This is a genomic window from Luteococcus sp. H91, assembly GCF_038433135.1.
Taxonomy (GTDB): domain Bacteria; phylum Actinomycetota; class Actinomycetes; order Propionibacteriales; family Propionibacteriaceae; genus Luteococcus.
Genome location: NZ_JBCDMV010000031.1, coordinates 17,407 through 43,066, shown reverse-complemented (window position 1 = coordinate 43,066; position 25,660 = coordinate 17,407). Strand labels below are relative to the sequence as shown.

The window sequence follows — 25,660 nt, the reverse complement described above, 5'->3', positions numbered from 1 at the left end:
CTTGTGCCAGTATAGACCCACAGTCATGCCCGAAGGGAAGCACCCATGCCACGGCACAATCGCGACGACCGTTCCACCACCCGCGCGATCAAGAACCTCATCCTGGAGCGGGGCCTGCGGCCCGGCGATCCGATCCCCACGGAGGCCGAGCTGGTGGAGGAGATCGGCGTCTCCCGCTCCAGCATCCGCGAGGCAGTCCGCACGCTGGTGGCCCTCGACATCCTTCAGGTGCGGCACGGAACCGGCACCTTCGTCGGGGGCCTGTCACTGAGCCCCCTGGTGGAGGGCATGGTCTTTCGCGGTGTGCTGATGCCAGGCAAGAACCACCAGGCCCTGCGCGACGTCGTGGAACTGCGGCGCTGCCTGGACCTCGCCCTGGAGGAGCAGATCGTCGACGCACTGCACGGCAAGGATCCCAGCGACCTACGCACGGAGGTGGACGCCATGCTGGCCTGTGCACACCGCGGCGAGCCGATCACCGCCCATGACCGGCAGTTCCACCTGATGCTCTCCGAACGCGTGGACAACCAGTTCTATGCCCAGTTGGTGGCTGCCTTCTGGGACATCCACCAACTGGTGGCGCCCCAGCTGGGCGTGGCCTCCACCAGTGATCTGGAGGCCTCGGCCAAGGCCCATGCCGGTCTGCTGGAGGCGGCCGCCGCAGGGGACTCGCAGCGCTACCGCGAAGCGATCACGGCGCACTACGAGCCCATCCTACGAAGCCTGCAGGCCCACTCGCGAGCCTGAGGATCACCCCAGGGGCACGGCCTGCGCGCGGTGCTCCACCACCGTGGTGTCCCCACCCGAGACCGACGTCCAGGTGGTGATCGGAGTGAAGGACCCGCGGTCCAGGTCCTCCTGGGTCACGACGTGGTAGGCACTGCTGCAGGTGTACTGCGCACCCGCGGCGAGCCCGCGCCAGCGGCAGTTCTTGGCATCCACGGCCGGGTCGAGCCCGCGCAGGTTCCCCGTCGGGGAGACCGTCGTCGTGGCATCGGAGACATTCTTGACGGTGTAGCTGAAGCTCAACCGGTCCCCCACCCGGTAGCTGGCCTGGGGATTGGCCACGGTGGAACCGGTGACCTCGATTCGACCAGGGATCTCGCTGGGCAGTCGCGGCACGTTGACCACGATGGTGCCGGTGGCTCGACGCCCCGACGCATCGGTCACCACGACGGGCAACCGATAGCTGCCTCCCTTGGTCTCAGCCGGCACCTGGATTGCGAAGCGCAGCTCGGCTGAGGCGCCCGGCTTCAGCGTCCCCACGGTCTCGACGGCGCTCTGCCAACCGGCCGGGGCGTCGATCCGGACAGAGTGGATCGTCTGCACCGGCCCCAGCTGGTTCGTCAGCCGCAGGGTGCTGCTCGCGGACTGTCCGCGCTCGATGGTCAGCTCCCCGGCCGGAGTGATCCCGGTGCACATCCCCCGCAGCCAGGCCAGGTTGAACTTGGCGAAGATGATCCCATTGTGACCCGGCTCATAGGCCATGCCGATCCGCCCGTCGGGCAGCGTGGCCAGGGTGGAGTAGGCCATCGCTCCGGCGCGGAATTCCCGCGCAATCGGCCAGCTGGCCCCGTCGTCGCAACTGGCGCGGACCGTGCCATGAGCTCGATCCTTCTGGCTCGCGGCATTCGAGAAGAGCAGGACCTTCGCCTCTCGACTCCCGGCCGGGGCATCGGGGAAGGCACGGATGATCGATCCATTGTTCGCCGGATCCGGCAATTCCTCGTCCAGGCTGACCGGGCCATAACTGGCACCACCGTCGGTGGAGATCGCCACCTTGCGATACCCGGAGCGACCCGAGTCCCGCGAGTTGAGCATCACCCGGCCATCCGAAAGCTCCACCACCTTGTTCTCGTCCATCCGACTGCCAACGGGCTTGCCCGACTGCCAGGTCTGCCCATGGTCGTCGGAGAAGATGGTGACAGCCTGGAAGTCCCCGGATGCGGTGACGATGGTGAACTGCTGGAGCAGGCGCCCGGCGTACTGACCGTGACGAAGCTGGATCCCCTGACCGGAGGCCGCGAAACGTGACCTGACAGTCAGGTCGGGGGTGATGTCGGCGGTGATGGTGCGGTGCTGCCAGGTTCGGCCTTCGTCCGAGGAGGCGCTCACCTCGGCATGCAACACGCCACGGTCATCGGGGTCGACGCCAGGATGGGAGCCCACCAGGCCGACGTCGGCGGAGCGGACATGGAAGTTGAAGATGGTCCCCGTGGTGCGATCCACCACATAGCTCGGGTCCGAGAAGCCGCTGATCGGGGCACTGGCCTGACCGGAATGGATGGCCGTCTGGGGCTGCCAGGTGCGGCCGCCGTCGGTGGAGCGCCGTTGCAGGATCGAGTTGGGTCCAGGGGCATCAATACCCGTGGGGCGGCCGTCATAGGAACTCAACAGGTCCCCTCCGGGCGCGACGGCCAGGGCAGGGATGCGGTAGTTGGGGAAGACCCCGTCGCCACCCATGGCCAGCGTCTGCTCCGTGTAGCTGGGCTGACCCGCCCAGAAGGGGTCAACGAATCGATCGGTCGACGCCTGGGCTGGGGCACCGGCCGAGGCCAGGGCCGCGCCTGCCATCAGGGCCAGACTGCCCAACAGGGCCGCGGGCTTCATTGCACGCATGGGGTTTCGTCCTCTCTGCAGATCATCGGATGTCTGATGTCTTGACGTGAACGCTAGGGAATCGATGGGTAGCGGTCAACGCACCACCGGCGGAATGCTCAACGACAGTGAGCAACCTGCAGGATCAACGACTACGGGCCCTGCCCGCTCGACCCTGGTCGGACGCCGCAGACCCCGCCGGATGCCTAGGCTGGCTGCGATGAACACCCTGCGCAGCAGCTTCGACGAGCTCGGCCACGCCACCTGGTCCCTGGACCTGGCCGTGGCCGGGCTGCTCTTCGTCGGAACCGTGCTGCCCCTGCTGCTGTTCGGCTACCAGGACAACATCATCTTCGCGTTCCTGCTGGGCACGGCCATGTGTGCCGCCGTCGTGTTGCGCCGCCGCAACCCGATGCTCACCCTCGCACTGGTGGGCACCTTCTGCCTGTTGCACGTCATCGTGCTGCCCTACCCGACTCCCGCCATCGTCACCGTCCTGCTGGTGGCCTATTCGGTGGCCCGCTGGGTTCCCGGCCACCGCTCCCGCTGGGTCCTGGCCCTGGGTGCCGTGGGCTCCGTGCTCGGACCCATTCGCTGGTCCACGGGCTACTACTGGAACCTCGGCTCGCTGGCCGTCGGGGCGACGGTGATGTTGCTGGAGGTGAGCGTCTGCGCCGGCCTGGTGGTCACCTGTTATGCCATCGGCCGACGGGTCCGCGAGTCCGCGGAGGCGACGCGGGCCCGCACGTTGGCGGAGGCGGAACGCCGCGCCCTGGAGGTCTCCGAGCGCGAGCAGTCCGCACGGATGACCGAGGCCAATGTCCGTGCCCAGATTGCGCGCGAGCTGCATGACATCGTCGCCCACTCCCTGTCCGTGATGATCGTGCAGGCCGAGGGCGGTCGGGCGCTGGCCGCGAAGAAGCCCGAACGCGCGGTCGAGGCGCTGGACACGATTGCGGAGACCGGCCGCGAGGCGCTCACGGAGATGCGACGCATCGTCGGGGTACTGCGCGGCGCCGCAGAGCAGGAGGGTGCCGCCTACGCGCCCACCCCCGGCCTGCCGGACATCCCGGAGATGGTGGCCCGCAGCGACGAACGTGTCCACCTCTATGTGGAGGGCGAGGCCCCCGAGGTCCCGTCGACGCTGGGACTGACCGTCTTCCGCGTGGTGCAGGAGGCCGTCACCAACTTCCTCAAGCACGCCGGACCGCAGGCCAACTGCACCGTGACCCTCACCTACTCCCCGGCGCTGATCGTGGCCGAGATCAGCGACGACGGGCTGGGTGCCGCGTCCACCACATCCGACGGCACCGGCCATGGCCTGGAGGGGATGCGGGAACGCGTCGCCTCCATGCACGGTCAGTTGCTGGCCCAACCCAAGACCACCGGGGGATTCCTGGTGCGGGCCATCCTGCCGATCCCCCTCAAGACCGATTCCGTAGCCGTACAGGAGATCCGATGACCGAAACCCCCATTCGCGTGCTGCTGGCCGATGACCAGGCGCTGGTGCGCAGCGGCTTCCGCATGCTGATCGAGGCCGAGGACGACATGGACGTCGTCGGTGAGGCCAATGACGGACAGGAGGCACTCGCCTTCCTGAAGACCCGGCCGGTGGACGTGGTGTTGATGGACATCCGGATGCCCGTGATGGACGGCGTGGAGGCCACCCGGCGACTGGTCGCCGCCGGCGCCCCCACCAAGGTGCTGGTGCTGACCACCTTCGACCTGGACGAGTACGTCTTCGCCGCACTGAAGGCGGGGGCCTCCGGCTTCCTGTTGAAGGATGCCCGGCCCGGTGAGCTGCTCAATGCCATTCGCACCGTCGCGGCCGGCGACGGGGTGCTGGCCCCGTCGGCCACCCGACGGCTGCTGGAGCACGTCGCCCCCACCCTGCCGTCCGCCCCCGGCGGCACCGACCCGCGGCTGGAGATGCTGACGGACCGGGAGCGCGAGGTGCTGGTGGAGATTGCGCATGGCGCCACCAATTCCGAGATCGCGGCGACCCTGTACATGGCGGAGGGCACCGTGAAGACCCACATCGGCCGCCTGTTGTCCAAGCTGCACGCACGGGATCGCGTCGGGTTGGTGCTCTTCGCCCACGAAGTGGGATTGACGCGCTGACGCCTAGCCCTTGACCGCTCCGGCGGCCAGTCCGGACTGCCAGCGCTTCTGCAGCCCCAGGAAGAGCACGATCAGCGGGATGACGCCCAGCAGCGCCCCCTGCAGCACTGCGCCGTACTGCGGATTGAAGTAGCTCATCATCCCGTACAGGCCCAGGGTGACGGGCTTGAGTTCGGCGGAGTTGAGCATCATCAGCGGCAGCAGGAAGTTGTTCCAGGTGGCGACGAAAATGAACAGGAAGATGGTGACCATCGCGGGGGCCAGCAGCCGCAGCACCATGGTGAAGAAGATCCTGGCCTCACCGGCGCCGTCGATCCGGGCGGATTCCAGGATCTCGTCGGGCACCGACGACTGTGCATAGACCCGCCCCAGGAAGACACCGAAGGGGCTGACGCAGGACGGGATGATGATCGCCCACATGGAGTTGGTCAGGCCGAGCTTGTGGAAGACCAGGTACAGCGGGATGGTCAGCAGGGCGATGGGCAGCAGCAGGCCGGCCATGATCAGCACCTGCACGACGCCTCGCCCGGCGAAGCGGAACTTGGCCAGGCCGTAGCCACAGGCGACGCTGAGCAGCGTGCCGAGCACCCCGGCCAGCGTCGAGTAGAGCACCGAATTGCCCACCCAGCGCCAGAACATGCCCTGGGTCCAGCCCATCAGCGCGTGGTAGTTCTCCGTGATGTTGTTGTGGGCGAACAACCAGCCGCTGGTGGAGACCAGGTCAGCATTGGACTTGGTGGCCGAGATCATCAGCCAGACGATCGGCGCCAGCGAGTAGACGAGCACCAGCAGGAGCACGGCGAGCGTGATCAGCCGGGCGGTGCGCGAGGGGCGCAGCGACGGGGGCAGCTCGTCCACGTCGGTACGAGCCTTCGGCAGGAATTTGGTGAGCGCGGACATCAGTCGGCCTTCTTCTGGGCATAGGCGTAGACGACGGCGAGCACCCCGGCGATCAGCGCCATCAGGATGGAAATGGCCGAGGCGGGCCCGTCACCCGACGGGGAGATGCCGCCCATCATGGTGTTGTAGGCCATCATCATCGGCGTGTAGTCATTGCCCATCCACGGGTTGACGGTCTGGAGCACGGCGGGTTCGTTGAACAGTTGCACCGTGCCGATGATGCTGAGCAGCACGGCCAGCAGGGTGGCATTGCGCACCAGCGGGATCTTGATCTGGCGCACGATGGTCCACGACGACGCCCCGTCGAGCCGGGCGGCCTCATACAGGTCGTGCGGGATGGCCTGCAGGGCGGCCAGGAAGATCAGCATGTTGTAACCGGTGAAGGTCCAGGTGGTCATGTTGGCCATGGACCACAGGATTGCCTTCGGGGAGAAGAAGGGGATGTGGATCCCCACAAGCCCCAGCACCTGGTTGATCGGGGAGAACTGCGGGTTGTACATGTAGGTCCACATCAGGGCGGCCACGACGCCGGGCACGGCGAAGGGCAGGAAGAAGCCCAGCCGGAAGATCCCGACCCGCTTGACCATCTGCGAATCCAGCAGCAGGGCCAGGGCGAGTGCGGCGCCGATCATCACCGGCACCTGCACCACGCCGAAGGCCAGCACTCGTCCCATCCCCCGCCAGAAGGCCGCACCCTGGGCGATCTCCACATAATTGCGCAGGCCGACGAACTGGTTGGCCAGTTCACCGCCGCCGTAGAGGCCACCGCCCGAGGGCACGGCCCGGAAGAAGGACGAGTAGACGGACACACCGATCGGAACCAGGAAGCAGAAGCTGAACAGCACCGCGAAGGGTGTGACGAATGCCCAGCCGGTCAGTGCCTCGCGTCGCCGCCCCGGGTGGGGCTTGCGCCCCACCCGGTGAACCGAAGTCGAAGTCGACATTGCTTGCCTTTCTCAGATCTGCGTGTCGTGGTGGCGGTCAGGCGACCGGAAGCCCGGCGTCCTTGAGGGACTGGATGGACGTGGTCTGCGCGGCCTCGAAGATCGCGGAGACCTTGCCCTTGCCCTGACCCGCGGCGGCTGCGGCCTTGTTCATCGGGTCGGCGACGGCCGGCCAGGTGGGGACATAGCCGAAGTTCGGGTTGATGGACTCGTTGGCCTTGCCCAGCTCCGCCATCACATCCTGCCCACCGAAGAACTTCTTCACCTCAGCCGGGGTGGCGACGGTGCCCTTGGCGGCCACCACCAGGCCCTGGGTGGCCAGCTCGGTGGTCTGGGTGTTGAACCAGTTGTTGAACTCCATCGCCTGGCTGGGCGCCTTGCAGCCCTTCATCACGGCCACGCCGGAGCCACCGTCGGGGCCGGTCATCTGCTTGTCGCCGAAGGCGGGCAGCTGGGCCACCTGCCACTGGCCGACATTCTTGGAACCGGCCATGTCGCCGGCCAGCAGGGAGGCCTCCCAAGCGGCACCGATGGTGCCGATCAGCTTCTGGTCCACCAGGGCCTTCTTGAAGCCGTCGCCCCAGCGGTTCTCCACCAGCGCGGCCTTGCCGTCGATGGCGCCCTGCCAGAAGTCGGTGACCTTGGCGGTCTCCGGGCTGGTCACGTTGACCTTCCACTTGTCGCCCTCGGCGGTGTACCAGGACGCACCCGCGGCGGCGGCCTGGGCGGCCAGACCATACTGGGCCTCATCGGGCTGGAAGGCGACGGCGTACTTGCCCTTGGCGGCGGCCTTCTTGGCGACGTCGGTCAGCTCGGCGACGGTGGTCGGGGCCTTGAGGCCCAGCTTGTCGAACTCGGCCTTGTTGTAGAAGTAGACCAGCGGGCCGGAGTCCTGCGGCAGGCCGACGGTGGCGGGGCCAACCTTCATCAGGCCCATCGCGCCCTCGCTGAAGCCGCCGGAGTACTTGTCGGCGTCGGCCGTGACGTCGGCCAGCAGACCCTTGGTGAACAGCGAGGGGATCTCGGCGTAGCCGACCTGCGCCAGGCAGGGCGCGGTGCCGGCCTTGGCGTCGTTCTCCAGCTTCTTGATCATCTCGGGGGCCTTGCCGTCGAACTTGGTGGCCTTGACCTGGATGTTGGGGTGTTCCTTGTTCCACTTGGCGACGATGTCCGCCACCTTGGTCATGCCCTCACCGTCGGGCAGACGGTGCAGGTAGTCGATGGTGACCTTCTCGGTGCTGGCGGCGGTGGAACCACCGGCCGAGGTTGCCTGGGTGGCGGGCTTGTCGCCACCACAGCCGGTCAGTCCGAGTGCCACGACGGCCAGTCCGGCGACGATGCCGCGGCCCGCGAAGCGAGTGTTCATGATGTTTCCTCCGATTGGGTACTGCTGTGAGTGGTGTGCGCTGCGTCCTGCAGCCTGTTCAGTTGTCGTTGGTCTTGATCCACTGCAGACCGCCGGGCGGCAACTGCACCGCCCATTCCCGGCCGTCGCCACAACGCACCGTGGTCTGCACGCTCTCAGTGGCATTGTTCAACGCGACAAGGTCGGATGTCTGCGGGTACACCGCCGTTTCGACGCGCGGATCGTCGGCGATGCACTGCCCGAACTCAGCCTGTCGGCCCGCCGCCCAGTACAGGGCCCGGTGCAGCAGACGGGAATTGTCGTGGCTGTAGGGAAGGCCGGCCAAGTACACGGCGCGTCCCTGTCCGAACTCGTTCACTGCCGCTTGCACGGTGCCGGAGGACTCAACCAGCACCTGGGCGCCCTCGGTGACGGGCAGCACGTCGCGGGTGCCTTCGCCGACATCCAGCGGTCCGGTCAGGTCGGCAGTGATGAAGTGGTCGCCCTGGGCGCTGCAGCGACGGTTGGTGCTCAGGCCCCAGCCGGATTCATGGTCGACACCCAGGACATCGCTCAGCTGGAAGATGGCGCCCCCCACTGGCCAGGCCGTCGGGTCACCGACGCCGATCAGGCCGCCCCCGTTGGCCACGAAGGCCCGCACCGCGGCGCACAGCTCCGGGCTCTCCCAGGCGGGCCCACCGGAGAAGGCCGTACCCATCCCGCCGACATTGACCAGCACACCGATCCCCTCGGGAACGCCTTGCGCCACGTCCTCGAAGCTGAGGAAGTCGACGTCGAAGGGGAGGCCAGCCAGGGATTCCAGCACACCCAGGTAACTGTAGGCCTGCCGGTACCACAGGGCGTGCGCCACCATGTGGGTCTGCCAGCTGCGCAGCTTGCCCCAGGCGTTGAGGATGCCCACCCGGAAGCCGGCGGTCTGCGGCCGGTTGCCGGCAGCACGGTCATGGAACTGGCGGAATTCGTCGACGATGGCTTCCATGCGGTCGATGAAGTCGGGGTGTTCCAGCGCCAGGCTGAGGTAGCCGCCGTAGCCGATCCGGTCCAGCGGGGAGCGGACGATGGCGCGTCGGGCCGCCAACCAGGATTCATTGGCCTCGGCTACCGGATTTCCACCGGGGTGGAAGACGTCGGGGAAGAAGTAGGGCAGCAGCCGGCCCTCGGTGTACTTCACCCCGGGGATGTCGCTGATCATCCGGCAGGTGGCGCCGGAGCCAACGCTGCCGACCACCGCGTCCAGCCCCGTGCGCTCGAACAGCGGGCCGTACGGTTCGGTGCCGATCCAGTTGTCGCCGAGGAACATGATCGCTTCCTTGCCGCAGGCGTGCACCTGCTCCACCAGATCCGCCACCTTGCCGGTGACGAACTCATGCTGGAAGGCGATCCAGTCCTTGAAGGCCTGGCTCGGCGGGCGGAAGGGCGAGTTGTAGTATCCCTCGTCAACGAAGTGCTCCGGCTCCAGCTGATAGCCATAGGCCTGCTGGAAGGCCTCCAGGGCGGCGACGCTGACGCTGGCAGAGTAACCGAACCAGTCGACGAAGCGCTCCTTGGCGTCCGGGCCGTAGACCAAGGTGAAGTGGTAGAAGAAGGTGGTGAAACGCACCACGTCCACCTCGGGGTGGTCGGCCAACCACTCATCCAACGCCCCCTTGACATGGTGCCAGGTCTCATCGTGGCGCACGTCGTAGGGGGATTCCTTGATCCGAGTGGGGTCGTCGGCCCAGTTGTTGGTCAGGTAGTTGTACATCTGGGTGGGATCCCAGGTCTGCTCTGCCAGGAAGTCGACGGTGTACAGGTGTCCGGCTTTGGCAGTGGTGATCACCACGGTGCGACCGTCAGGCTCCAGTCGCCACTCGTCGGTGGGGACGGTGTGTGAGTCGGTCCGGTCGATCACCTGCCAGTAGCGAGCCAGGTCGCAGTCGGTGTCGGGACGCACCTGCTGGTCGAACCAACCGGCCAGGACGTCGATCGTCAGCTCGCCGTCCTTCAGCGCCGGGGTGCGCTCGCTCATCAGGAAGATCCGGGTCCGCTGCTCCGGGTGAGCATCGGCCCAGGCCTGGTCGCCGCGGCCGACGAAGTAGGTTCGGTAGACCTTCACGGCCAGATCCTTGACCAGCTCCGGCAGGTCCGTGCCATCGCTGTTGCGCACCGCGTCGGCACCCAGTCGCCCCAGCAGCTCCCGTACCTGATCATCGATGCCGGTCTGGATGGGCAGCGTCAGCCGCCCGGTTCCCCCGGCTGGCGACGACGATTGGCTGTGCATCTTGGACTCCCTTGACCAACTGTGAACTGGGCGACGACCTAATATGTTCGCCCGATAAACGAATCGTACGCCTTCTGCAGCCCACGTCAACCAGCGCGCAGCAGGATTGCGCGAACTCTCAGGAATGGGTCGAGCGACGTCGACACCGCCACACTCACGCCGCGTCCCAAGATTCGACCCGCAGACCCCGGTGACCATCCATTCGGAATGAGCTGACCGGCCCCGGCCCCGGCCCGACCGCCCGCACCCGCGAGCACGGCAATGGGCCGCCAACCGGGTGGTTGACGGCCCATCGATCCACTCACTCCCTCCGGAGCCCGACGACAGCCGGGCGTCGTTGGCGTGCACTGGTGCAGCCTTGCCATCATCAGGATCCGACGACGTGATGGGGTGCCCTGACCCCTGGGGGAGGGGGCCAGGGCACCCGGCTTTGTGATGCCCCCGGGCGGGGCGCCCGCTCAGACCTGCTTGCCCCACAGGTTGATCTCATTGGCGCCACCAAAGGCGGCACCATTGATCGCATTCAACCCCACGAGCTTCACATGCTGGCCGGCGGTGTTCGGCGGCAGCTGGATGTGCTGCACGTCGGTCGTGCTGGCAAAGCTGCCCTTGGCCACCGGGGAGCCCCAGTCCTTGCCGTCGGCACTGACGTAGATCTCGTAATCCTTGATGGCGCCATTGCCCTTGCGCACCTGGTAGTCAAAGCCGGTCAGCTGGTGGGAACTGCCCAGATCGAAACTGATCCAGTGCGGGTACGGCGTGGTCGGGTTCACCCGAGACCAGGCAGAGTGCCACATGGTGCTCGGGTTCCCGTCGACGGCAGCCCGGGCCGAGCCGTCACCGGCGCCGGGTTCAGCATCGCTGACGCCACTGACCTTCAGCCGGGACTGCGGGATGGCACCCTCGGGCAGGGTCTCGGTGGTCAGCTCGGTCTGGACATTGCGCGGACTGTCACCCACTCGGTAGGCCACCGTGCTGGCGAGCGGGAAGCGGCCCTTGGCATCGGCGGGAACGGCCACCTGCCACGTGGTCTTCACCGTCGCACCGGGCGCGACGCTGGCAAAGGTGTCCTGGTCTGCGGTGGCAGTCCATCCGTCGGGCAGGGTGAGTGCCGTCTTCACGTCGCTGACCGCGACACCCTCATGGTTGGTGAAGGTGGTGGTGAAGACATTGGCCTCACCGGGCACGACCGCACGGGGGCCACTCAGCTCGGCCGTGGCACAGGCTCCGGGGGCCTCGGTGACACCCAGGTCCGTGATCTTGAGGTTGTCCATGATGAAGTCCGCCTGAACGGCCCCGGCGGCATTGCGACGGATACCGATCCATGCGTCGCCGCAGCCAGCAGGGGTGAACTCCTGGCTGAAGCGGGCCGTGGTGCGCTGCTGACCGAAGGGCGTGGCCTTCAGTTCGACCTGCTTGCCCTGCTCGCCGGGCTGGTCGATGCCGGTGACGAAGCTGTAGGCCCCGGCGGTGGCGTTCTGGTGGTCAAACTCCACCCGGTACTTGTGACCGGGCTTGAAGTCGACGCTGCCCTGCCAGGTGCGGTAGACGAGCCCACGACCTTCTTCGTGGGACTTCAGGGACCACTGGCCGTCCAGCACGTCGTCGACGAGCTTGCCGTTCCAGCCGGCCTGCGTGTACGGGGCGTGCTTCGACGCCAGGTGGGTGCGGGCGTCGCCACCGGGCTGGCCGGTGACGAAGGGCCCCCAGCCCTGGTCCAGACTCTCGAAGGACTGGTTCACCAGCACATTCCCGCTGGTCGGCTCTTCCTCGGTCGGCACCACGCGCACATCGTCGACGCGCACGGGGGCGCTGCCGTCACCGGCGGTGATGGCCAGCCGCACCTTGCCATTGCGGGGAGCGGTGAAGATCACCTTGACGCGCTGGAAGTTGGTGCCTCGCAGCTCGTCGGAGGAGACGTGGTTGGGCATGGTCGACCGCTCGATGCCAGTGCTGGCGTCGACACCCTGGCCGGTGACGGTCAGCGAAACCGGGCGGCTCTCACCGGGCTTCACCTCAACCCAGGCGGAGGCGGCATAGCGTTTGCCACCGGCCAGCTTGAGTTCCTGGCCAATCCCGGAGGGACCCTCTCCCAGGGCCGCCACGTGCAGACCGTTCTCGGTGGTCTCCAGGCCGGTCTTGCCCGTCGGGTTCCACGGGCCCAGATCGGCGCCGTTGAATCCGGGGTCCGCAACCGTGGTGCCCTGACCCCACTGGGGATCGGTCTGCACGCGGGCCTTGCCGGGGTAGATCACATAGGCGGTATTGGCCTTCGCCTCGAGGGTGATCTTCCCGGACTCGTTGCCGACGGTGGCCACCTCGGTGCGGCCCTTGTCGGAGAGTTCGTAGACGGTGAAGGACTTGGCCCGGGCCAGGGCGCCGGTCAGCGTCCAGGTGGTGGTCCCGCCGTCGGGATTGAAGTGGTAGGCCTTGGTGGCCTGCTGGGGGGTCCTGCCGCCCCAGGGCAGCAGGTAGGAGCCGCCATCGAGCGCCAGCTGGCCGTCGACGAAGAACTGGCGGTGGCCGCTCTCGTCGGTGCTGCGCACACCATTGGTGAACTGCACCTCATGGTCGGTCCACCGGGTGATCTGGTTGTGCTGCAGGAACTTGGTGGGCAGTTGGTTGGCCCAGACGTTGTTCTTCAGGGCATTCCAGTCATTGTGACCGGTCCAGCCCTCCGCCTCGACGATGGTGGAGCCAGCGAGCAGCGGGTGCGGGTTCCAGACGTCCTTCTCACCGTTGCGGATGAAGCGGACGATCTTGCTGTTGATGCCCTTGTTGGTGGCGCCGCCGTAGTTGCGATCCGTGGCCCAGTGGGACCACAGGCTGTTGCGCTCGTGCGAGTAGGCCCATTCGGACGCGACGCTCCAGCCCTGACCGCGCAGCTTGGCGTCCATCTCGTCGGGCAGCCAGCCGAAGCCGTAGTAGACGTCCCAGTAGAGGGTGTCCAGATTGCCCTGGGTGTCCTTGCGCAACTGGGCCGTGCGCTTCAACAGGTTGCCGGAGTTCAGGTCATCGCGCTGGTTGATGTAGTAGCTCTGGTTGAGCCAGTTCCAGCCGAGGGCGGCCTTGTCGACCAGCTTCTCGTCGAAGGCCTTGGCCTCCGGGTAGGCCTCGGTGGCGTTGACGTGCACGCCGAAGTCGCTGCCCCACCGCTTGCCCTGCTGGAGCAGGGTGTTCATGTCCTTCAAGCCACCGGCACGCTCGTTGTAGTTGCCGGCGTAGTCCGGGTGGGCCGAGTCATGCCCCTCGGAGGCATAACCCTTCAGCAGGGTGAACTGCCCCAGGCCGTCGGTGGCCAGGCTCAGGCGCTTCACGTCGTCGAGCGTGCGCAGGAAGGGGTGGGTCGCGAGGCTGGAGAAGTTGAAGGGGATGTGCTGGATCACGCGGTCCGGCACCTTGTCCGCGTCCTTGGCGACGTGGGCGATGTCCCGGAAGGCGATGGCGCCGTCCTGCCAGTCGACGCTCTTGTCCTGGTTGCGATCGGTGGTGATGACCACCTTCGCCCACGGCAGTTCGCTCTGCTTCGAGGCACCCTCGCCGCGCACGGTCCACTGGCCGGGGGTGATGCCGACGCGCTTCGTCCCCTCCTCACCGGCCTGGACTTGGCTCCACAGTCGACCGCCATCCTTGGTGGTGGCGCCGCTGGGCTTGTCATAGGTGCCATTGGTCTCGACGGAGGCGGCCAGCTGGGCGGTGTTCAGGATGCCGTAGGTGGCGCCGACCGCCTTGTCCTGCACCGCGGCCTGGTCCGTCAGCGGGGTGATCTGGTCCGCATTGCGGGTGGAATTGGTGTCGATCCGGGTCAGGGCGCTGGTGGCACCGGGCTGGCTGGAGTCGATGCTCACCAGACTGAGGCCGGGAATCTCCAGGGTGTTGACGGTGAGCTTCCTGGAGTCGCTCACCTTGGTGACCTGCCAGGTGAGCACATTGCCCTGCACCGTGGCACGGACATGGATGCCGACACCCAGCTCCCGCACGGTCAGCACATAGTTCACGCCGCCGCGCCACTTCTCCCAGCCGACGTCCACGGGGTGCTTCTCCCCGTTGAGCACAATGCTGTCCAGCACCCGGGGCTGGCCACCCATGGTGGCGCCAGTCTTCAGGTCACGGTAACCCAGCACTTGCGGGAAGCGCCTGGAGAGTTGGACCTCCAACGTTCCGGAGCGGAGGCTGACCGCATCCTTGGGCACCGGCGCTGGCGCCATCGGTGTCGCCGGAGCGACCGACGTGCCGGGGTCGGCGTGGGCGGGCGTCGTGCTTCCGACGCCGGTGATGGTGAGAACGGCGGCCGCTGCACCGGCCACAGCACCACCAAGTGGGGACTTGCTGCGCATGATGGACTCCCTTGACCAATATGTTCGAGCAGTAAACGAAACTTAGGCCGAGGATCCCCTGACTGTCAACCACCGCTCAGACCTTTTGCACGCCTGCCCGAGCAAGCGACAGGGATCAGTGGGGCGTGCGCAACCGATGACGCGCCCGAAGGAGTCGGTGGAGCCCAAGGGGGCCCGAGATCCGGCGGTCACATCTCGGAGGCTCGCAGGACCACCTCGACGTCAATCACCGAGGCAGCAGCGGTGGCCTCAGCCCCGGATCGGGGCCAGCGTCGGATCGTTGAATACATCGTCCAGCGCCATCAGGGCACCGCCGTGTGCCGCAGAGTTCATCCCCAAACGGGTGAGGGCCAGCTGCACCCGCCCTCCGTTCTTCATCCGTCGGCGCTCCAGTTCCTCAGCCAGGGGCTCCAGGATGAAGCCACCGAAGAATGTGAACCAGCCGCCCAGCACGATCACCCGGGGATTGAGCACGTCGTTCAGGATCGACAGACCCCGGGCAAGGTCCTGCGTGATCCTCGCCAGCGCATCCAGGGTGATCGGGTCACCGCTGGCGGCACGTTGGGCAATGAGGGTCAGCCGCTCCTCCAAGGGACGATTGGCGTCGAACAGATCACCGCCACCGGGCGCACACAGCCGCAACAGGGCCCCCAGCCCGACGATCTGCTCCCAGCAGCCGTTGCGACCACACTTGCACGGCCGCCCCTGGGGATCGAGGGGCAGATGGCCGACCTCACCGGAGAATCCCTTCCAGCCGCGCACCAGTTCACCGCCCGAGATGATGCCGGCGCCGACGCCGATGTCACCGGTCAGGTAGAGCAGATCCTCGACCCCGTCGGATGCGTAGCCCGCATACTCGGCCAGGGCGGCCAGCTTGGCGTCATTTTCCAGGTGGATCGTGGGTGCTCCCTCGCCCAGCCGATCCCGGAGACCTGGGACCAGGGGGACGTCGCGCCAACCGAGGTTCGGGGAGAACCGAACGGCCCCGGTGTCGTACTCGATCACGCCGGGCGGTGAAACCGTGATGGCCACCGGCAGCATGCCCAGGCCGCGCATCCGCGCCAGGGCCTCACCGAGTTGGCTGGCCACCAGATCGAGCACTTCGTCGGGATCGAGTTCGTCGGCTGCGACGGGCAACAGGTTCTCCGCGATCACCTCGCCCGCCAGGTTCACCGTCGTCAGCGCCAGGTAGTCGACGCTGATCTCGACGCCTATGGCGCCGACGTGGCTGCCGTCGAGCGCCACCGTCGTTCCCGGTCGACCGACCGTGCCCTCGCGCTTCAGCTCGCCCTCACGGACCAACCCGCGGTCGACCAGTTCGCCGATCACGCTGGACATGGTGGCGCGGGACAGCCCGGTCTCGGCAGCCAGCCGCGCGCGAGAACGTCCGCCATGGGTGCGCAAATGCCGCAGGATCAACCCCAGATTGGCGGCCCGCATCTGTGCCTGGTCCAGCGGACCCCGTCGCCCAGATGTTCTCCCCGCCGCCCTGCCACTGGCGTTCACCGCTCACTCCCCCTTGCCATCGGCACATCCCGTGACCACGCTAGCCGTGATCGGGCCACCCGGGAAGCACCCAGCCGGGCGCTTCCCGATGCAGGACCCCTGGTGAGCCATCGTCCTACCCGCCCTCCCCCTCCATCTCTTCAGACAGGTCACACGCCGGACCCGACGGACGAGTGACCAGCGTCGTTGCCCGCGCGGCTTCGTCCGGGAACTCCTCGGCATAGACCTCCAGCCAGCGTCGCGCGAACTCGTCCGCCTCGGTGACCGGTGCAAGTGCCCACACGCTGCCACCGAATCCGGCACCAAAACTGGAGGCGGCCACCGCACCTTGCGCGAGCGCCAGCCGGACCAGCGCCTCGGTCTGCGGCACCTGGTTGTGCAGACCATCGGCGGCCAACGACTGGGAGCGCGCCACCTGGGCACCGAAGCAGCGCAGGTCCCCCCGACAGAGCGCATCCACGGCGGCTGGAATGATCTGAGTGGATTCCATCACGAACTGGTGCAGCCGCGCGGTCAGCCGAGCATCATCTGCCACCAGGGCTGCCAACTGATCGGCTGCAGTGGGCTCGCTGGCCAGGGCGGCGGCCAGATTGGGGTGTTCGTGCCCAGCGGCATTCCACCGCCGCAGGCATTCAGAGGCATCCAGCGAGGCCTGGTTGTAGCCACCCAGCGCGGCGCCGGTCTTCTCCGCGGCGACGCCGCTGACAAGCACGACCAAGCAGTGGTCGGCGGGTAGCGCGACCCGCCGAACCAGACTGGGAGGGTTGAAGCTGAACTGTCCCAGCTGTCCCGGCCGACTGCACAGCATGGCGGTGTGGTCCTCCGAGCCGCCCAGCGTGCCGACGCCACCGTGCCCGGTCAGACCGCCGAAGGTCTTGCCATTCTCAATGCAGGCCAGATAGCTGGCCAGCTGGACGTCGGTGGTGATGTTGCTGGTCCACAGTTCGGTCCGGTCGAAGCCGTTGTGGTGCGCCAAGGCCATCGCCGTGGCCACCACCAGCGCCGACGAGGAACTCATCCCGCTCGCCAGCGGCAGGTTGGAGTCCACCTCGATCCGGCAGGGGCTGAGCTCACCGAAGTTGGCGGCCAGTCGGTTGACGACGGTCTGCAGGTAGCGTCCCCAGTGCCCCGCGGGCAGTTCCGGGCTGCTGCCGGGCGTCAGATCGACGTCGCCGGGCAGCGCGGTGGTGCTGGCGACAATACCGGCTTGAGCAGGGGCGATGGTGGCGGTGACGCCGCGGTCCACGGCGCACACCAGCACATTGCCGCCCGCATAGTCAGTGTGCTTGCCCAGCACCTCGATCCGCCCGGGCGAGAAGTGGCGGGTGACACCCGAGCCGGCCGAGGGGGTCACAGCGCCACCTGCTTGTCCGCCAGCGCTTCAGCGACAGCGGCAACGTCACCCCGGCCGGACATGTCCAGCACCCCGTCGACGACCGGGACGACGGTGACCGGCTCGCCGGAGCGGACCAGGAATCGCACCGCGTCCACGATCTCGAACTCTCCGCGCGGCGAACGCTCGATCCCGGCGCAGGCGGTGAAGATGCTGGGACCGAACAGGAAGCAGTTCATGCTGACCAGCGCATGCGGACCATGTTGCGCCACCACCTGCGGATCGGGCTTCTCGATCATCTCGATCAGGTGACGGGCGTCGTCGGTGTCCAGGATCGCGAAGGCAGCCACTCGCTCGGCCGGAATATTGGAGCGGGCAACCAACTCTGCTGCGTCGAAGCCGAGGGTGGCGGTACCCGAGGCGGCCACCAATGCCCGCAGGGAGTCAGCAGGGTAGTAGTTGTCCGAGTTGACCACCACGAAGCGGTCGTCACCTGCGAAGTCCTTGGCCGCTGCAACGGCATCAGCGGTCCCCAGAGGCTCGGCCTGCACGGCGAAGCTGATGCGCACCCGGCTCGTCTCCAGCGCGGCGAAGTGTTCCCGCACCAGGTCATGTTCCGGGCCGATCACCAGACAGATGTCGGTCAGGCCGGCATCGGCCAGCGCGCTGATCAGGTGCTCGACGAAAGGCCGCCCCTGCGCACCGAGCGGCATCATCGCCTTCAGTCCCAGTGCGGCGATCCGTTGCTGGTCCTCACTCAGGGTGGCATCGGCGGCCCGGCGCAGCCGGGTGCCGAGCCCGCGGGCCATGATCACCGCCTTGCGGGGTGGTTGGCTGGTGGTTGACTGTGGCGACTCTGACATGGTGGTCATCCTAGGGACGGGTGTGGAACATCGACGGACAGCTGCGCAGTCTGGTTGAGCGGTTGCGCAGTCGAACTGCGCGCGCCCTTCCCAAGCAAGCACTCCAAGGATATGTTCGGTGCATGATCGAATTCGGCACCGGCGGCTGGCGCGCCATCATCGCGGACGGTTTCACCAAGGCCAACGTGCGCCTGCTGGCGCAGGGGCTGGCCAACAGGATGCACGCCGAGGGCGTGGCGGAGCGAGGCACGGTGATCGGCTATGACCGTCGCTTCCTTTCCGACGCCGCTGCTTGGTGGGCAACGGAAGTCCTTGTGGGCAACGAGATACCGGTGACGGTGATCGACCGGCCCGCGCCAACCCCGATGATCATGTGGACGGTGCGCAACAAGGGCTGCGGCTACGGCCTGGCGGTCACCGCATCCCACAATCCGGCCAGCTACAACGGGATCAAGGTCTTCACCGAGGGCGGCCGCGACGCCGCCGCGGAGATCACCGACGAGCTGCAGGAGTCGATCAATGCGCTCACCGAGGCCGGCATTCGCTCAGTGGCGCCGCATGAGGTGCGCGACCATCCGCTGGTCACCGTGCAGACGTCGATGAACTGGTACATCGACGCGATCCTGGAGCAGCTGGACACACAGACCATTCGGCATCGGCACCTGGCCGTCGTGCTCGACCCCATGTTCGGGGTATCCCAGACCTGCCTGCAGACCATCCTGATGACGGCCCGGTGCGACGTCGAGGTGATCCACTCGCGGCACGACGCCCTGTTCGGCGGGCGGATGCCGTCACCCCAGCTGGAGACCCTGCATGAACTGCGCCGCACGGTGCTGGAACGTCACGCCGATCTGGGGATGGCCACCGATGGTGATGCCGACCGGCTCGGGATCTTCGATGACCTGGGCAATTACCTCTCCGCCAATCAGGTGATGGTGCTGTTGTACGAATACCTGCTCACCGGCAAGGGCTGGAAGGGTGACGTGGTGCGCAACCTGGCCACCACCCACCTGCTGGATCGGGTGGCCGCGGCACACGGCCAGACCTGCCACGAGGTGCCCGTCGGCTTCAAGCACATCAGCTCCAAGATGGCCGAGACCGACGCGGTGATCGGCGGCGAGAGCTCCGGCGGCCTGACGGTGCGCGGCCACATCGCCGGCAAGGACGGCGTCTACGCCGGATCGCTGCTGGTGGAGATGCTGGCGCACAGCGGCCGCAAACTGTCCGAGCTGTGGGGCGAGGTGGTACAGCGCTACGGCAGTCTGGAGATGGTGGAAACCGCCTGGAACTTCACCCCGCAGCGCCGCGCCGAGCTGATGGCCACCCTCTTCGAGCGGCGAGAACTGCCCGATTTCGACGTCGCGGTGGATCACACGTCGTATCTGGACGGAGTGAAGGTCTTCCTGGCCGACGGTGGCTGGCTCGTTGCCCGCTTCTCCGGCACCGAGCCGGTGCTGCGAATCTTCGCCGAGCGGGAGACGGCCGAGCAGGCCCATGCCACGGTGCAGAACATGGTGGACTTCCTCGGATTGAACTGATCTGCCGCGCCCCCAAAGACCCCCGATTCCCAGCCCGTTCCCCGGTGCCACACAGCCGACGCACACTTCGCGCCGTAGGCTTGTCCGTAGTCCACGAAAGGTAACCCATGCGCGTCCTCGTCACCGGCGGAGCCGGCTACATCGGCTCCCACACCACCCTTGCCCTGCTGGAGCAGGGGCACGACGTCATGGTGGTCGACGACCTGTCGAACAGCTCGGAGGAGTCGCTGCGTCGGGTGGCCGAGCTGGCCGGCAAGGAGCCCCGCTTCGTCGAGGCCAATGTGCGCGACGAGCAGGCGCTGGACGCCGCCTTCGCGGACTTCCGGCCGGAATCGGTGATCCACTTCGCCGGCTGGAAGGCCGTCGGTGAGTCCACCCAGATCCCGCTGACCTACTACCGGGAGAACCTGGGCTCCACCATCACCCTGCTGGAGACCATGGCCAAGCACGGCTGTCACACCATCGTCTTCAGCTCCTCGGCGACGGTCTACGGCGAGCTGTCCGAGCCGCCCTTCGTCGAGGACGGCCCCACCGGCGCCACCAATCCCTATGGCCGCACCAAGCACATGATCGAGCAGATCCTGGCCGACGCGTCCGCCGCCGACCCCGAGCTGCGGGTGGGGGTGCTGCGCTACTTCAACCCGATCGGCGCGCACGAATCCGGGCGGATCGGCGAGGATCCCAAGGGCATCCCGAACAACCTGCTGCCCTTCGTCGCGCAGGTGGCGGCCGGGCGCCGGGACAGGTTGATGGTCTTCGGCGACGACTACCCCACCCCCGACGGCACCGGCACCCGCGACTACATCCACGTCGTGGACCTGGCCGCCGGGCACCTGGCCGCGTTGGACTACCTGGGTGGGCACGACGGCTACCACGTGTGGAACCTCGGCACCGGCCAGCCCAATTCGGTGCTGGAGATCGTGCACGCCTTCGAGGCGGCTTCCGGCGTGGAGATCCCCTACGAGATCGTGGCCCGCCGCCCCGGTGACGTCGCCTCCTCCTATGCCGACGTCAACCTGGCCCAGCAGGAACTGGGCTGGCAGGCCAACAAGTCCGTCGCCGATGCCTGCGCCGACACCTACCGCTGGCAGTCGGCCAACCCGAACGGGTTCGCCCAGGCCTGATCCTCGGCCTCCAGAGGAACCCTCGACAGGCTCGGGGACCGTGGTCACCTTGGGCGCACCTTGCCCCCCGACGCAGAACATACGCAGTTCGACCCCCAACGCACTGGCTGCGCTGGGGGTCGAACTGCTCAGTCGTGGGCGAACGCCCATCGGGCCTACTCCTTGACGGCGCCCGACGAGGTGTTCATGATCCGCTTCTGGAAGGCGAAGAACAGGATCGCGACCGGGATGGTCATGATCGCCGCCGCCGCCAGCTTCAGCGGGTACTGGTTGGCCTTGCCGCCCAGACCGCCCGAGGCCAGCGTGCCGACGCCCTTGGTCAGGGTGAACAGCGACGGGTCCTGCGAGGCGATGATGAAGTGGCTGTACTCATTCCAGGAACCCTGGAAGCTGAGGATGGTGATGGTGATCAGCGCGGGGACCGCCATCGGCAGCACCACTGACCAGAAGGTGCGGAAGGTGCTCGCGCCGTCAATCCGCGCCGCCTCCTCCACCGAGACCGGAATGGACTCGAAGAAGTTCTTCATGATGAAGACGCCCGCGGCATCCACCAGCAGAGGCAGCACCAGCGCCGGGTAGGTGTCGTAGATGTTGAGGTAGTTGATCACCAGGAACTTGGGGATCAACAGCACCACACCCGGCACGCTCATCACGCCGATCAGCAACACGAAGATCAGCTTGCGGCCGGGGAACTTCAACCGGGCCAGCGCATAGCCGGCCAGGGAGTTGAAGAAGACCCGACCGGCGGTGACCAGCACGGTGACCAGCGCGGAGTTCACGAACCAAAGCGGGTAGTCGGAGTTCTTGAAGAGCCGGTCATAGGCGGCAGTGGTCCACACCGACGGGGTGAGACTCATCGGGCTGTTGGTGGCATCCTGGTCGGTCTTGAAGGAGCTGACCACCTGCAGGATGAAGGGGAAGATGTAGAACAGCGCCATCAGCAGCAGCACCCCGAGGGTGATCCACGTCCCGACGCGTGAGGGCTTCTTGCCCATCACGAAGGATGTCTCGGCGCTCATGCCTGTCCTCCTGCGTTGGTGCGGGCGGCAACCAGGGCAGCCTCCCGGACGGCGGCCCCGTCTCGGGCAGACCTGTCCGCCTTGAGCTGCTTCTTGCTCATCTTGGAAAAGTCGGAATCGCCCAGGATCAGGCGCTGCAGAATCGTCATCAGGATGATGATGGCAAACAGGACGAAGGCGATCGCCGCGCCCTTGCCCCACTCGTTGTCGTTGAAGGCCTTGGTGAAGCTCAGGTAGGCCGGGGTCATCGTCGTCTTGGCCGGGCCGCCCTGCGATCCGATCGCGATCTGGTCGAAGACCTGCCAGGTGCCGATCAGGCCCAGGGTGATCACGGTGTACAGCGTCGGCTTGAGCATCGGCAGGGTGATGTGCCGGAAGCGTTGCCAGGCGCTGGCGCCGTCCATCATGCCCGCCTCGTCGGTCTCGTCGCCGATGTTCTGCAGCGCGGCGATGAAGAGCAGCATGAAGGTACCCGACGTGGTGAAGATCGCCATCAGGATGAAGGCACACATCGCCACCGATGGCCCCTGCAGCCACTGGTAGGCGCTGATCCCCAGGAAGCCGGGCTTGGCCAACGCCCCGGATTCGTGCACACCCAAGGGTTCCAGCACCAGCCCGAGAATGCCGCGCGGATCCTGGAACCAGTTGGGGCCATGGATACCCAACCAGCTCAGCGCCTTGTTCACCGCTCCAGAGGCGTTGAACAGGAAGAGCCACAGCACGGTGATCGCCACCGAGCTGGTGACGCTGGGAAAGTAGAAGGCAGTCCGGAAGAAGCCCTTGCCTTTCAACCCCTTGCGGGTGACCATCACCGCCAGGAAGAGCGCGACGATGGTCTGCAGTGGCACCACGAAGAGCACGTAGTACAGGTTGTTGCGAATGGCCATGCCGAAGTCACGGCCCGTAAGCCCCTTGCCGCCCAGGATCGCCTGGTAGTTCTTGCCCCCGACGAAGTTCACCGAGGGGTCGAAGGGGCTGCCATTGCCGGACCAGTCGGAGACGCTCACCCACAGCGCCATCAGGATCGGGATGAACAGGAAGATGCCCAGGATCAGGATCACGGGCGACACGAAGAGCCAGCCGGAGAAGGCCTGCGAGTTGGCCTTCCCCCTCCGGCGGCGCGTCTTGCTCGCGTCGGGGCTCACGGGATGTGACATCGGTCAGTGTCCTAGTGGGTTGGTGGTGAGGGTCACTTGGCGGCGTCGGCGACGACGGGTTCCAGGTTGGTCTGGACGCCGTCCAGCAGGGCCTTCGGATCCTTGGACTTCAGCTGGGAGAGCTGGGCATTCATGTCCTTGATCACGTCGGCGGCGCCCACCTCGGCGGGCAGGTTCTGCGCGTATTCGGCGCCACTGATGAAGGGCACCATGGTCGGGTTGGCCGCGCTCCAGCCATCCTTGGCGGACTTCAGCGACGGCATCACGCCGAAAGCCTTGGCGAAAGCCAGCTGCTGCTCGGTGGTGTTCAGGCTCTTGACCAGGTCAACCGCACCGCCGATGTTGTCGCCCTTGGCGGTGACGCCCCAGCAGTTGGTGTACTGCAGGGTGCCCTTGGCCTTGCCCTGCGGCAGCTCGACGACGGCGTACTTCACGCTCTTGAAGTCGTTCTGCAGGGCGCCGGTGATCCAGTTGCCCTCGATCACCATGGCCGCCTGCTGCTTGCCGAAGGCCTCGCCGCCCCAGCCGGAGCCCAGATCGCTGGAGTAGGCCATCCAGCCGTCGGCCATCGCCTTCTTGACGAAGGTCAGGCCCTCCACATTCTCGGGGGAGTTCGCGGTGGCCTTGCCGTCCTTCTCCAGACCGCCGCCGGCCTGGGCCAGGAAGACCCCGACGCGCTGCACCTCGGGCCCGAAGGCCAGGCCCTTCACCTTGCCCTGGGTGAGCTTCTTGCCCACCTTCTCCAGATCCTCCCAGGTCTTGGGGTAGTCGGCCTCGGTCAGCCCGGCCTTCTTCCACAGGTCGGTGTTGATGACCAGCTGCAGGGTGGAGAAGTCCTTGGGCGCGCAATAGAACTTGCCGTCTGTGGTGAAGGCGTCCTTCAAACCCTCGTAGTAGTCGTCCTTGTTCTCCAACGCATCGCCGTAGGCCTGCAGGTTGCCGGCCTTGACCCAGGAGTGGAAGACGTCGGTGGCGGTGTAGACGACGTCGGCGGGCTTGCCCGACGCGAAGCCCTGCGCGGCCTGCTGCGGCAGGTCGGCGGCCACCTGGACCTTGGCGGGGATGCCACTCTTGGTGCTCCAGGCCTTGACGGCCTCGGTCACGGCCTTGGTCTCCGCGTCGCCCGAGGAGCCGATCAGAACGCTCACCTCGTTCTTGTTCGGCGCCGGAACCGCCGCCGCGGAGCTGTCGCCGGAGGCCTTGTCGCCTGAATCGAAGCCGGAGCCGCCACCGCAGGCCGTCAGCGCGAGCGGCAGGGTGAGGGCTGCGACGAGCGCACTGGAACGGAGGGTCTTGGTCATGGATTTTCCTTTCGAGGGGTGGAGCCGGCCGGGTCGTCTTCGCCCCGCCGGGTGCTGCCTGTTCAGTTGTGGGATCTGACCGCTGAGGTCGGAAGGAATGGTCAGTGGGTGACGAAGATGGAGCTCAGTTCGCGGGTGACCAGCCGCGGCGCCAGCAGCTGGTTGAGCGGCGGGAGGTCGTCGGAGCCGTCGCCGACCCGCAGCATCAGCCGGTCGGTGAGTGCTTGTACGGCCCGCTCCACGTCCTGGTCGATGCTGGAGATGCCCATCGCGCGGGCGACGGGCGTGTTGTCGAAGCCGATCACGGGGGCGGTGGGCCGAGTCATCAAACCGCTACGACGAAGGTGTTCCACCGCGCCCACGGCCAGGGAGTCGGCCGCGCAGACCACGGCCTCGGCGCCCAGCCCCAGCAGCGTTTCCATTCCCGACAGCCCGGTGGCCATGGTGTCCATGCCCGTGGCCTGCCAGGCCTCGAAACCGTCGACTCCGGCGGCTCCCAGGGTCTCTGCCCAGCCGCGACGCCGGTCGTCGCCGACACCACTACCTTCGGGCCAGCCAAGGAAGCCGATCCGGCGGTAGCCCGCGTCCAGCAGGTGCTGGGTTGCCATCCGGGTACCGGCCGCGCCGTCGATGTCCACCCAGTCATGGGTGCTGGTCTCCTCCTGACCCCAGGGTCGGCCGAAGGCGACCAGTTTGGCCCCCTCCGCGGCCAGTTGGGCGGGGCGCGGATCACCGGCGTAGGTGCCGGTCAACAGGCAGCCGTCGATCCGGCCCCGAATGGACATCTCGTGCAGGGTGTCGACCTCATCCTCATCGGAATCCGCGGTGACCAGCAGCAACGCATAGCCGCGGTCGCGCAGCGCCTGGGCGAAGCGATGGACGAAGCGGTCCATCACCGCGCCGTTGATTCCCTCGTCAAGGGTGGGATAGACGCGCATCGCGACGGTGCGCGATCGCTGGTTGCGCAGCGCCTGTGCGGCCTGGTTTGGGCGGTAGCCGCTACGTTCGATCGCCTCCTGCACCCGCTCGCGAGTCTCCGACTTCACCAGGTGGGGGGCATTGATCACATTCGAGACCGTCTGGCGAGAGACACCAAGCTCCTTGGCCAGACTCACCAGCGTGGGACGTCCCATGATCTGGTTACCTCTTTTCGTGGAATCTCTCTCGCCAGAGGGCCCCATTGCCCTCTTTTGAACGATCAAGATTGCTGATAGCGTCTCCCCTGAGAGGTACCCGCGTCAAGGGGTGGACCGAATTTCACCGGCGCTGGGGCCAGCACGAGCAACGACGCCC

General features: G+C 66.9%; 18 protein-coding genes. 5 read left to right on the top strand and 13 right to left on the bottom strand.

Annotation, left to right across the window (positions count from 1 at the left end; genetic code table 11):
- Positions 1 to 45 precede the first annotated feature (45 nt).
- Complete coding sequence (locus AAEX57_RS14540; RefSeq protein ID WP_342093072.1) at positions 46 to 747, top strand: FadR/GntR family transcriptional regulator; 702 nt, start codon at positions 46 to 48, stop codon at positions 745 to 747.
- A gap of 3 nt (positions 748 to 750) precedes the next feature.
- On the opposite strand, the gene AAEX57_RS14535 is transcribed toward AAEX57_RS14540, so the two are convergent.
- On the bottom strand, positions 751 to 2,619 hold the full coding sequence (locus AAEX57_RS14535; protein ID WP_342093071.1) for an exo-alpha-sialidase: 1,869 nt from the start codon (positions 2,617 to 2,619) through the stop codon (positions 751 to 753).
- A gap of 199 nt (positions 2,620 to 2,818) precedes the next feature.
- Here AAEX57_RS14535 and AAEX57_RS14530 point away from each other — a divergent pair, with 199 nt between their 5' ends.
- Positions 2,819 to 4,060, top strand: coding sequence for a sensor histidine kinase (locus AAEX57_RS14530; RefSeq protein WP_342093070.1), 1,242 nt, complete (start codon positions 2,819 to 2,821; stop codon positions 4,058 to 4,060).
- Positions 4,057 to 4,719, top strand: a complete 663-nt coding sequence (locus tag AAEX57_RS14525; protein ID WP_342093069.1) for a response regulator transcription factor — start codon at positions 4,057 to 4,059, stop codon at positions 4,717 to 4,719. Before AAEX57_RS14530 ends, AAEX57_RS14525 begins: the two co-directional genes overlap by 4 nt.
- A 3-nt stretch (positions 4,720 to 4,722) precedes the next feature.
- Here the strand turns inward: AAEX57_RS14525 and AAEX57_RS14520 are convergent, their stop codons facing one another.
- The 8 genes from AAEX57_RS14520 to AAEX57_RS14485 form a co-directional block, all read right to left on the bottom strand.
- Positions 4,723 to 5,619, bottom strand: coding sequence for a carbohydrate ABC transporter permease (locus AAEX57_RS14520; RefSeq protein WP_342093068.1), 897 nt, complete (start codon positions 5,617 to 5,619; stop codon positions 4,723 to 4,725).
- The gene (locus AAEX57_RS14515; RefSeq protein WP_342093067.1) at positions 5,619 to 6,563 is read right to left on the bottom strand and encodes a carbohydrate ABC transporter permease; all 945 of its coding nucleotides are present in this window, start codon (positions 6,561 to 6,563) and stop codon (positions 5,619 to 5,621) included. The genes AAEX57_RS14520 and AAEX57_RS14515 overlap by 1 nt, the downstream gene beginning before the upstream one ends.
- Positions 6,564 to 6,600: 37 nt before the next feature.
- A complete protein-coding gene (locus tag AAEX57_RS14510) occupies positions 6,601 to 7,929 on the bottom strand; it encodes an ABC transporter substrate-binding protein (RefSeq protein WP_342093066.1) in 1,329 nt (442 codons plus the stop codon).
- A 58-nt stretch (positions 7,930 to 7,987) separates the two neighbouring features.
- Positions 7,988 to 10,189 (bottom strand): 1,3-beta-galactosyl-N-acetylhexosamine phosphorylase, encoded by a 2,202-nt coding sequence (gene gnpA / locus AAEX57_RS14505; RefSeq protein ID WP_342093065.1) that lies wholly within the window; start codon positions 10,187 to 10,189, stop codon positions 7,988 to 7,990.
- A gap of 458 nt (positions 10,190 to 10,647) precedes the next feature.
- Positions 10,648 to 14,526 carry an endo-alpha-N-acetylgalactosaminidase family protein gene (locus AAEX57_RS14500; RefSeq protein WP_342093064.1) on the bottom strand — a complete coding sequence of 1,293 codons (3,879 nt, stop codon included), beginning with the start codon at positions 14,524 to 14,526 and terminating at the stop codon, positions 10,648 to 10,650.
- A gap of 249 nt (positions 14,527 to 14,775) precedes the next feature.
- Positions 14,776 to 15,966 carry an ROK family transcriptional regulator gene (locus AAEX57_RS14495; RefSeq protein ID WP_342093063.1) on the bottom strand — a complete coding sequence of 397 codons (1,191 nt, stop codon included), beginning with the start codon at positions 15,964 to 15,966 and terminating at the stop codon, positions 14,776 to 14,778.
- 181 nt (positions 15,967 to 16,147) lie between these two features.
- Entirely contained in the window at positions 16,148 to 17,386 is a 1,239-nt protein-coding gene (locus AAEX57_RS14490; RefSeq protein WP_342093062.1) for a GHMP family kinase ATP-binding protein, read from the bottom strand.
- On the bottom strand, positions 17,383 to 18,228 hold the full coding sequence (locus AAEX57_RS14485) for a nucleotidyltransferase family protein (RefSeq protein ID WP_342093061.1): 846 nt from the start codon (positions 18,226 to 18,228) through the stop codon (positions 17,383 to 17,385). Before AAEX57_RS14485 ends, AAEX57_RS14490 begins: the two co-directional genes overlap by 4 nt.
- 122 nt (positions 18,229 to 18,350) lie before the next feature.
- On the opposite strand from AAEX57_RS14485, the gene AAEX57_RS14480 reads away from it, so the two are divergent.
- Positions 18,351 to 19,766, top strand: coding sequence for a phosphoglucomutase/phosphomannomutase family protein (locus tag AAEX57_RS14480; protein WP_342093060.1), 1,416 nt, complete (start codon positions 18,351 to 18,353; stop codon positions 19,764 to 19,766).
- 107 nt (positions 19,767 to 19,873) lie between these two features.
- Positions 19,874 to 20,890 carry a UDP-glucose 4-epimerase GalE gene (galE, locus tag AAEX57_RS14475; protein WP_342093059.1) on the top strand — a complete coding sequence of 339 codons (1,017 nt, stop codon included), beginning with the start codon at positions 19,874 to 19,876 and terminating at the stop codon, positions 20,888 to 20,890.
- Between the two features lie 155 nt (positions 20,891 to 21,045).
- On the opposite strand, the gene AAEX57_RS14470 is transcribed toward galE, so the two are convergent.
- From AAEX57_RS14470 to AAEX57_RS14455, 4 genes are all read right to left on the bottom strand, one after another.
- Complete coding sequence (locus tag AAEX57_RS14470; protein WP_342093058.1) at positions 21,046 to 21,909, bottom strand: carbohydrate ABC transporter permease; 864 nt, start codon at positions 21,907 to 21,909, stop codon at positions 21,046 to 21,048.
- On the bottom strand, positions 21,906 to 23,066 hold the full coding sequence (locus AAEX57_RS14465) for a carbohydrate ABC transporter permease (RefSeq protein ID WP_342093057.1): 1,161 nt from the start codon (positions 23,064 to 23,066) through the stop codon (positions 21,906 to 21,908). Before AAEX57_RS14465 ends, AAEX57_RS14470 begins: the two co-directional genes overlap by 4 nt.
- A gap of 32 nt (positions 23,067 to 23,098) precedes the next feature.
- A complete protein-coding gene (locus tag AAEX57_RS14460; protein WP_342093056.1) occupies positions 23,099 to 24,367 on the bottom strand; it encodes a sugar ABC transporter substrate-binding protein in 1,269 nt (422 codons plus the stop codon).
- A gap of 101 nt (positions 24,368 to 24,468) precedes the next feature.
- Positions 24,469 to 25,500 (bottom strand): LacI family DNA-binding transcriptional regulator, encoded by a 1,032-nt coding sequence (locus tag AAEX57_RS14455; protein ID WP_342093055.1) that lies wholly within the window; start codon positions 25,498 to 25,500, stop codon positions 24,469 to 24,471.
- Between the last annotated feature and the right edge of the window lie 160 nt (positions 25,501 to 25,660).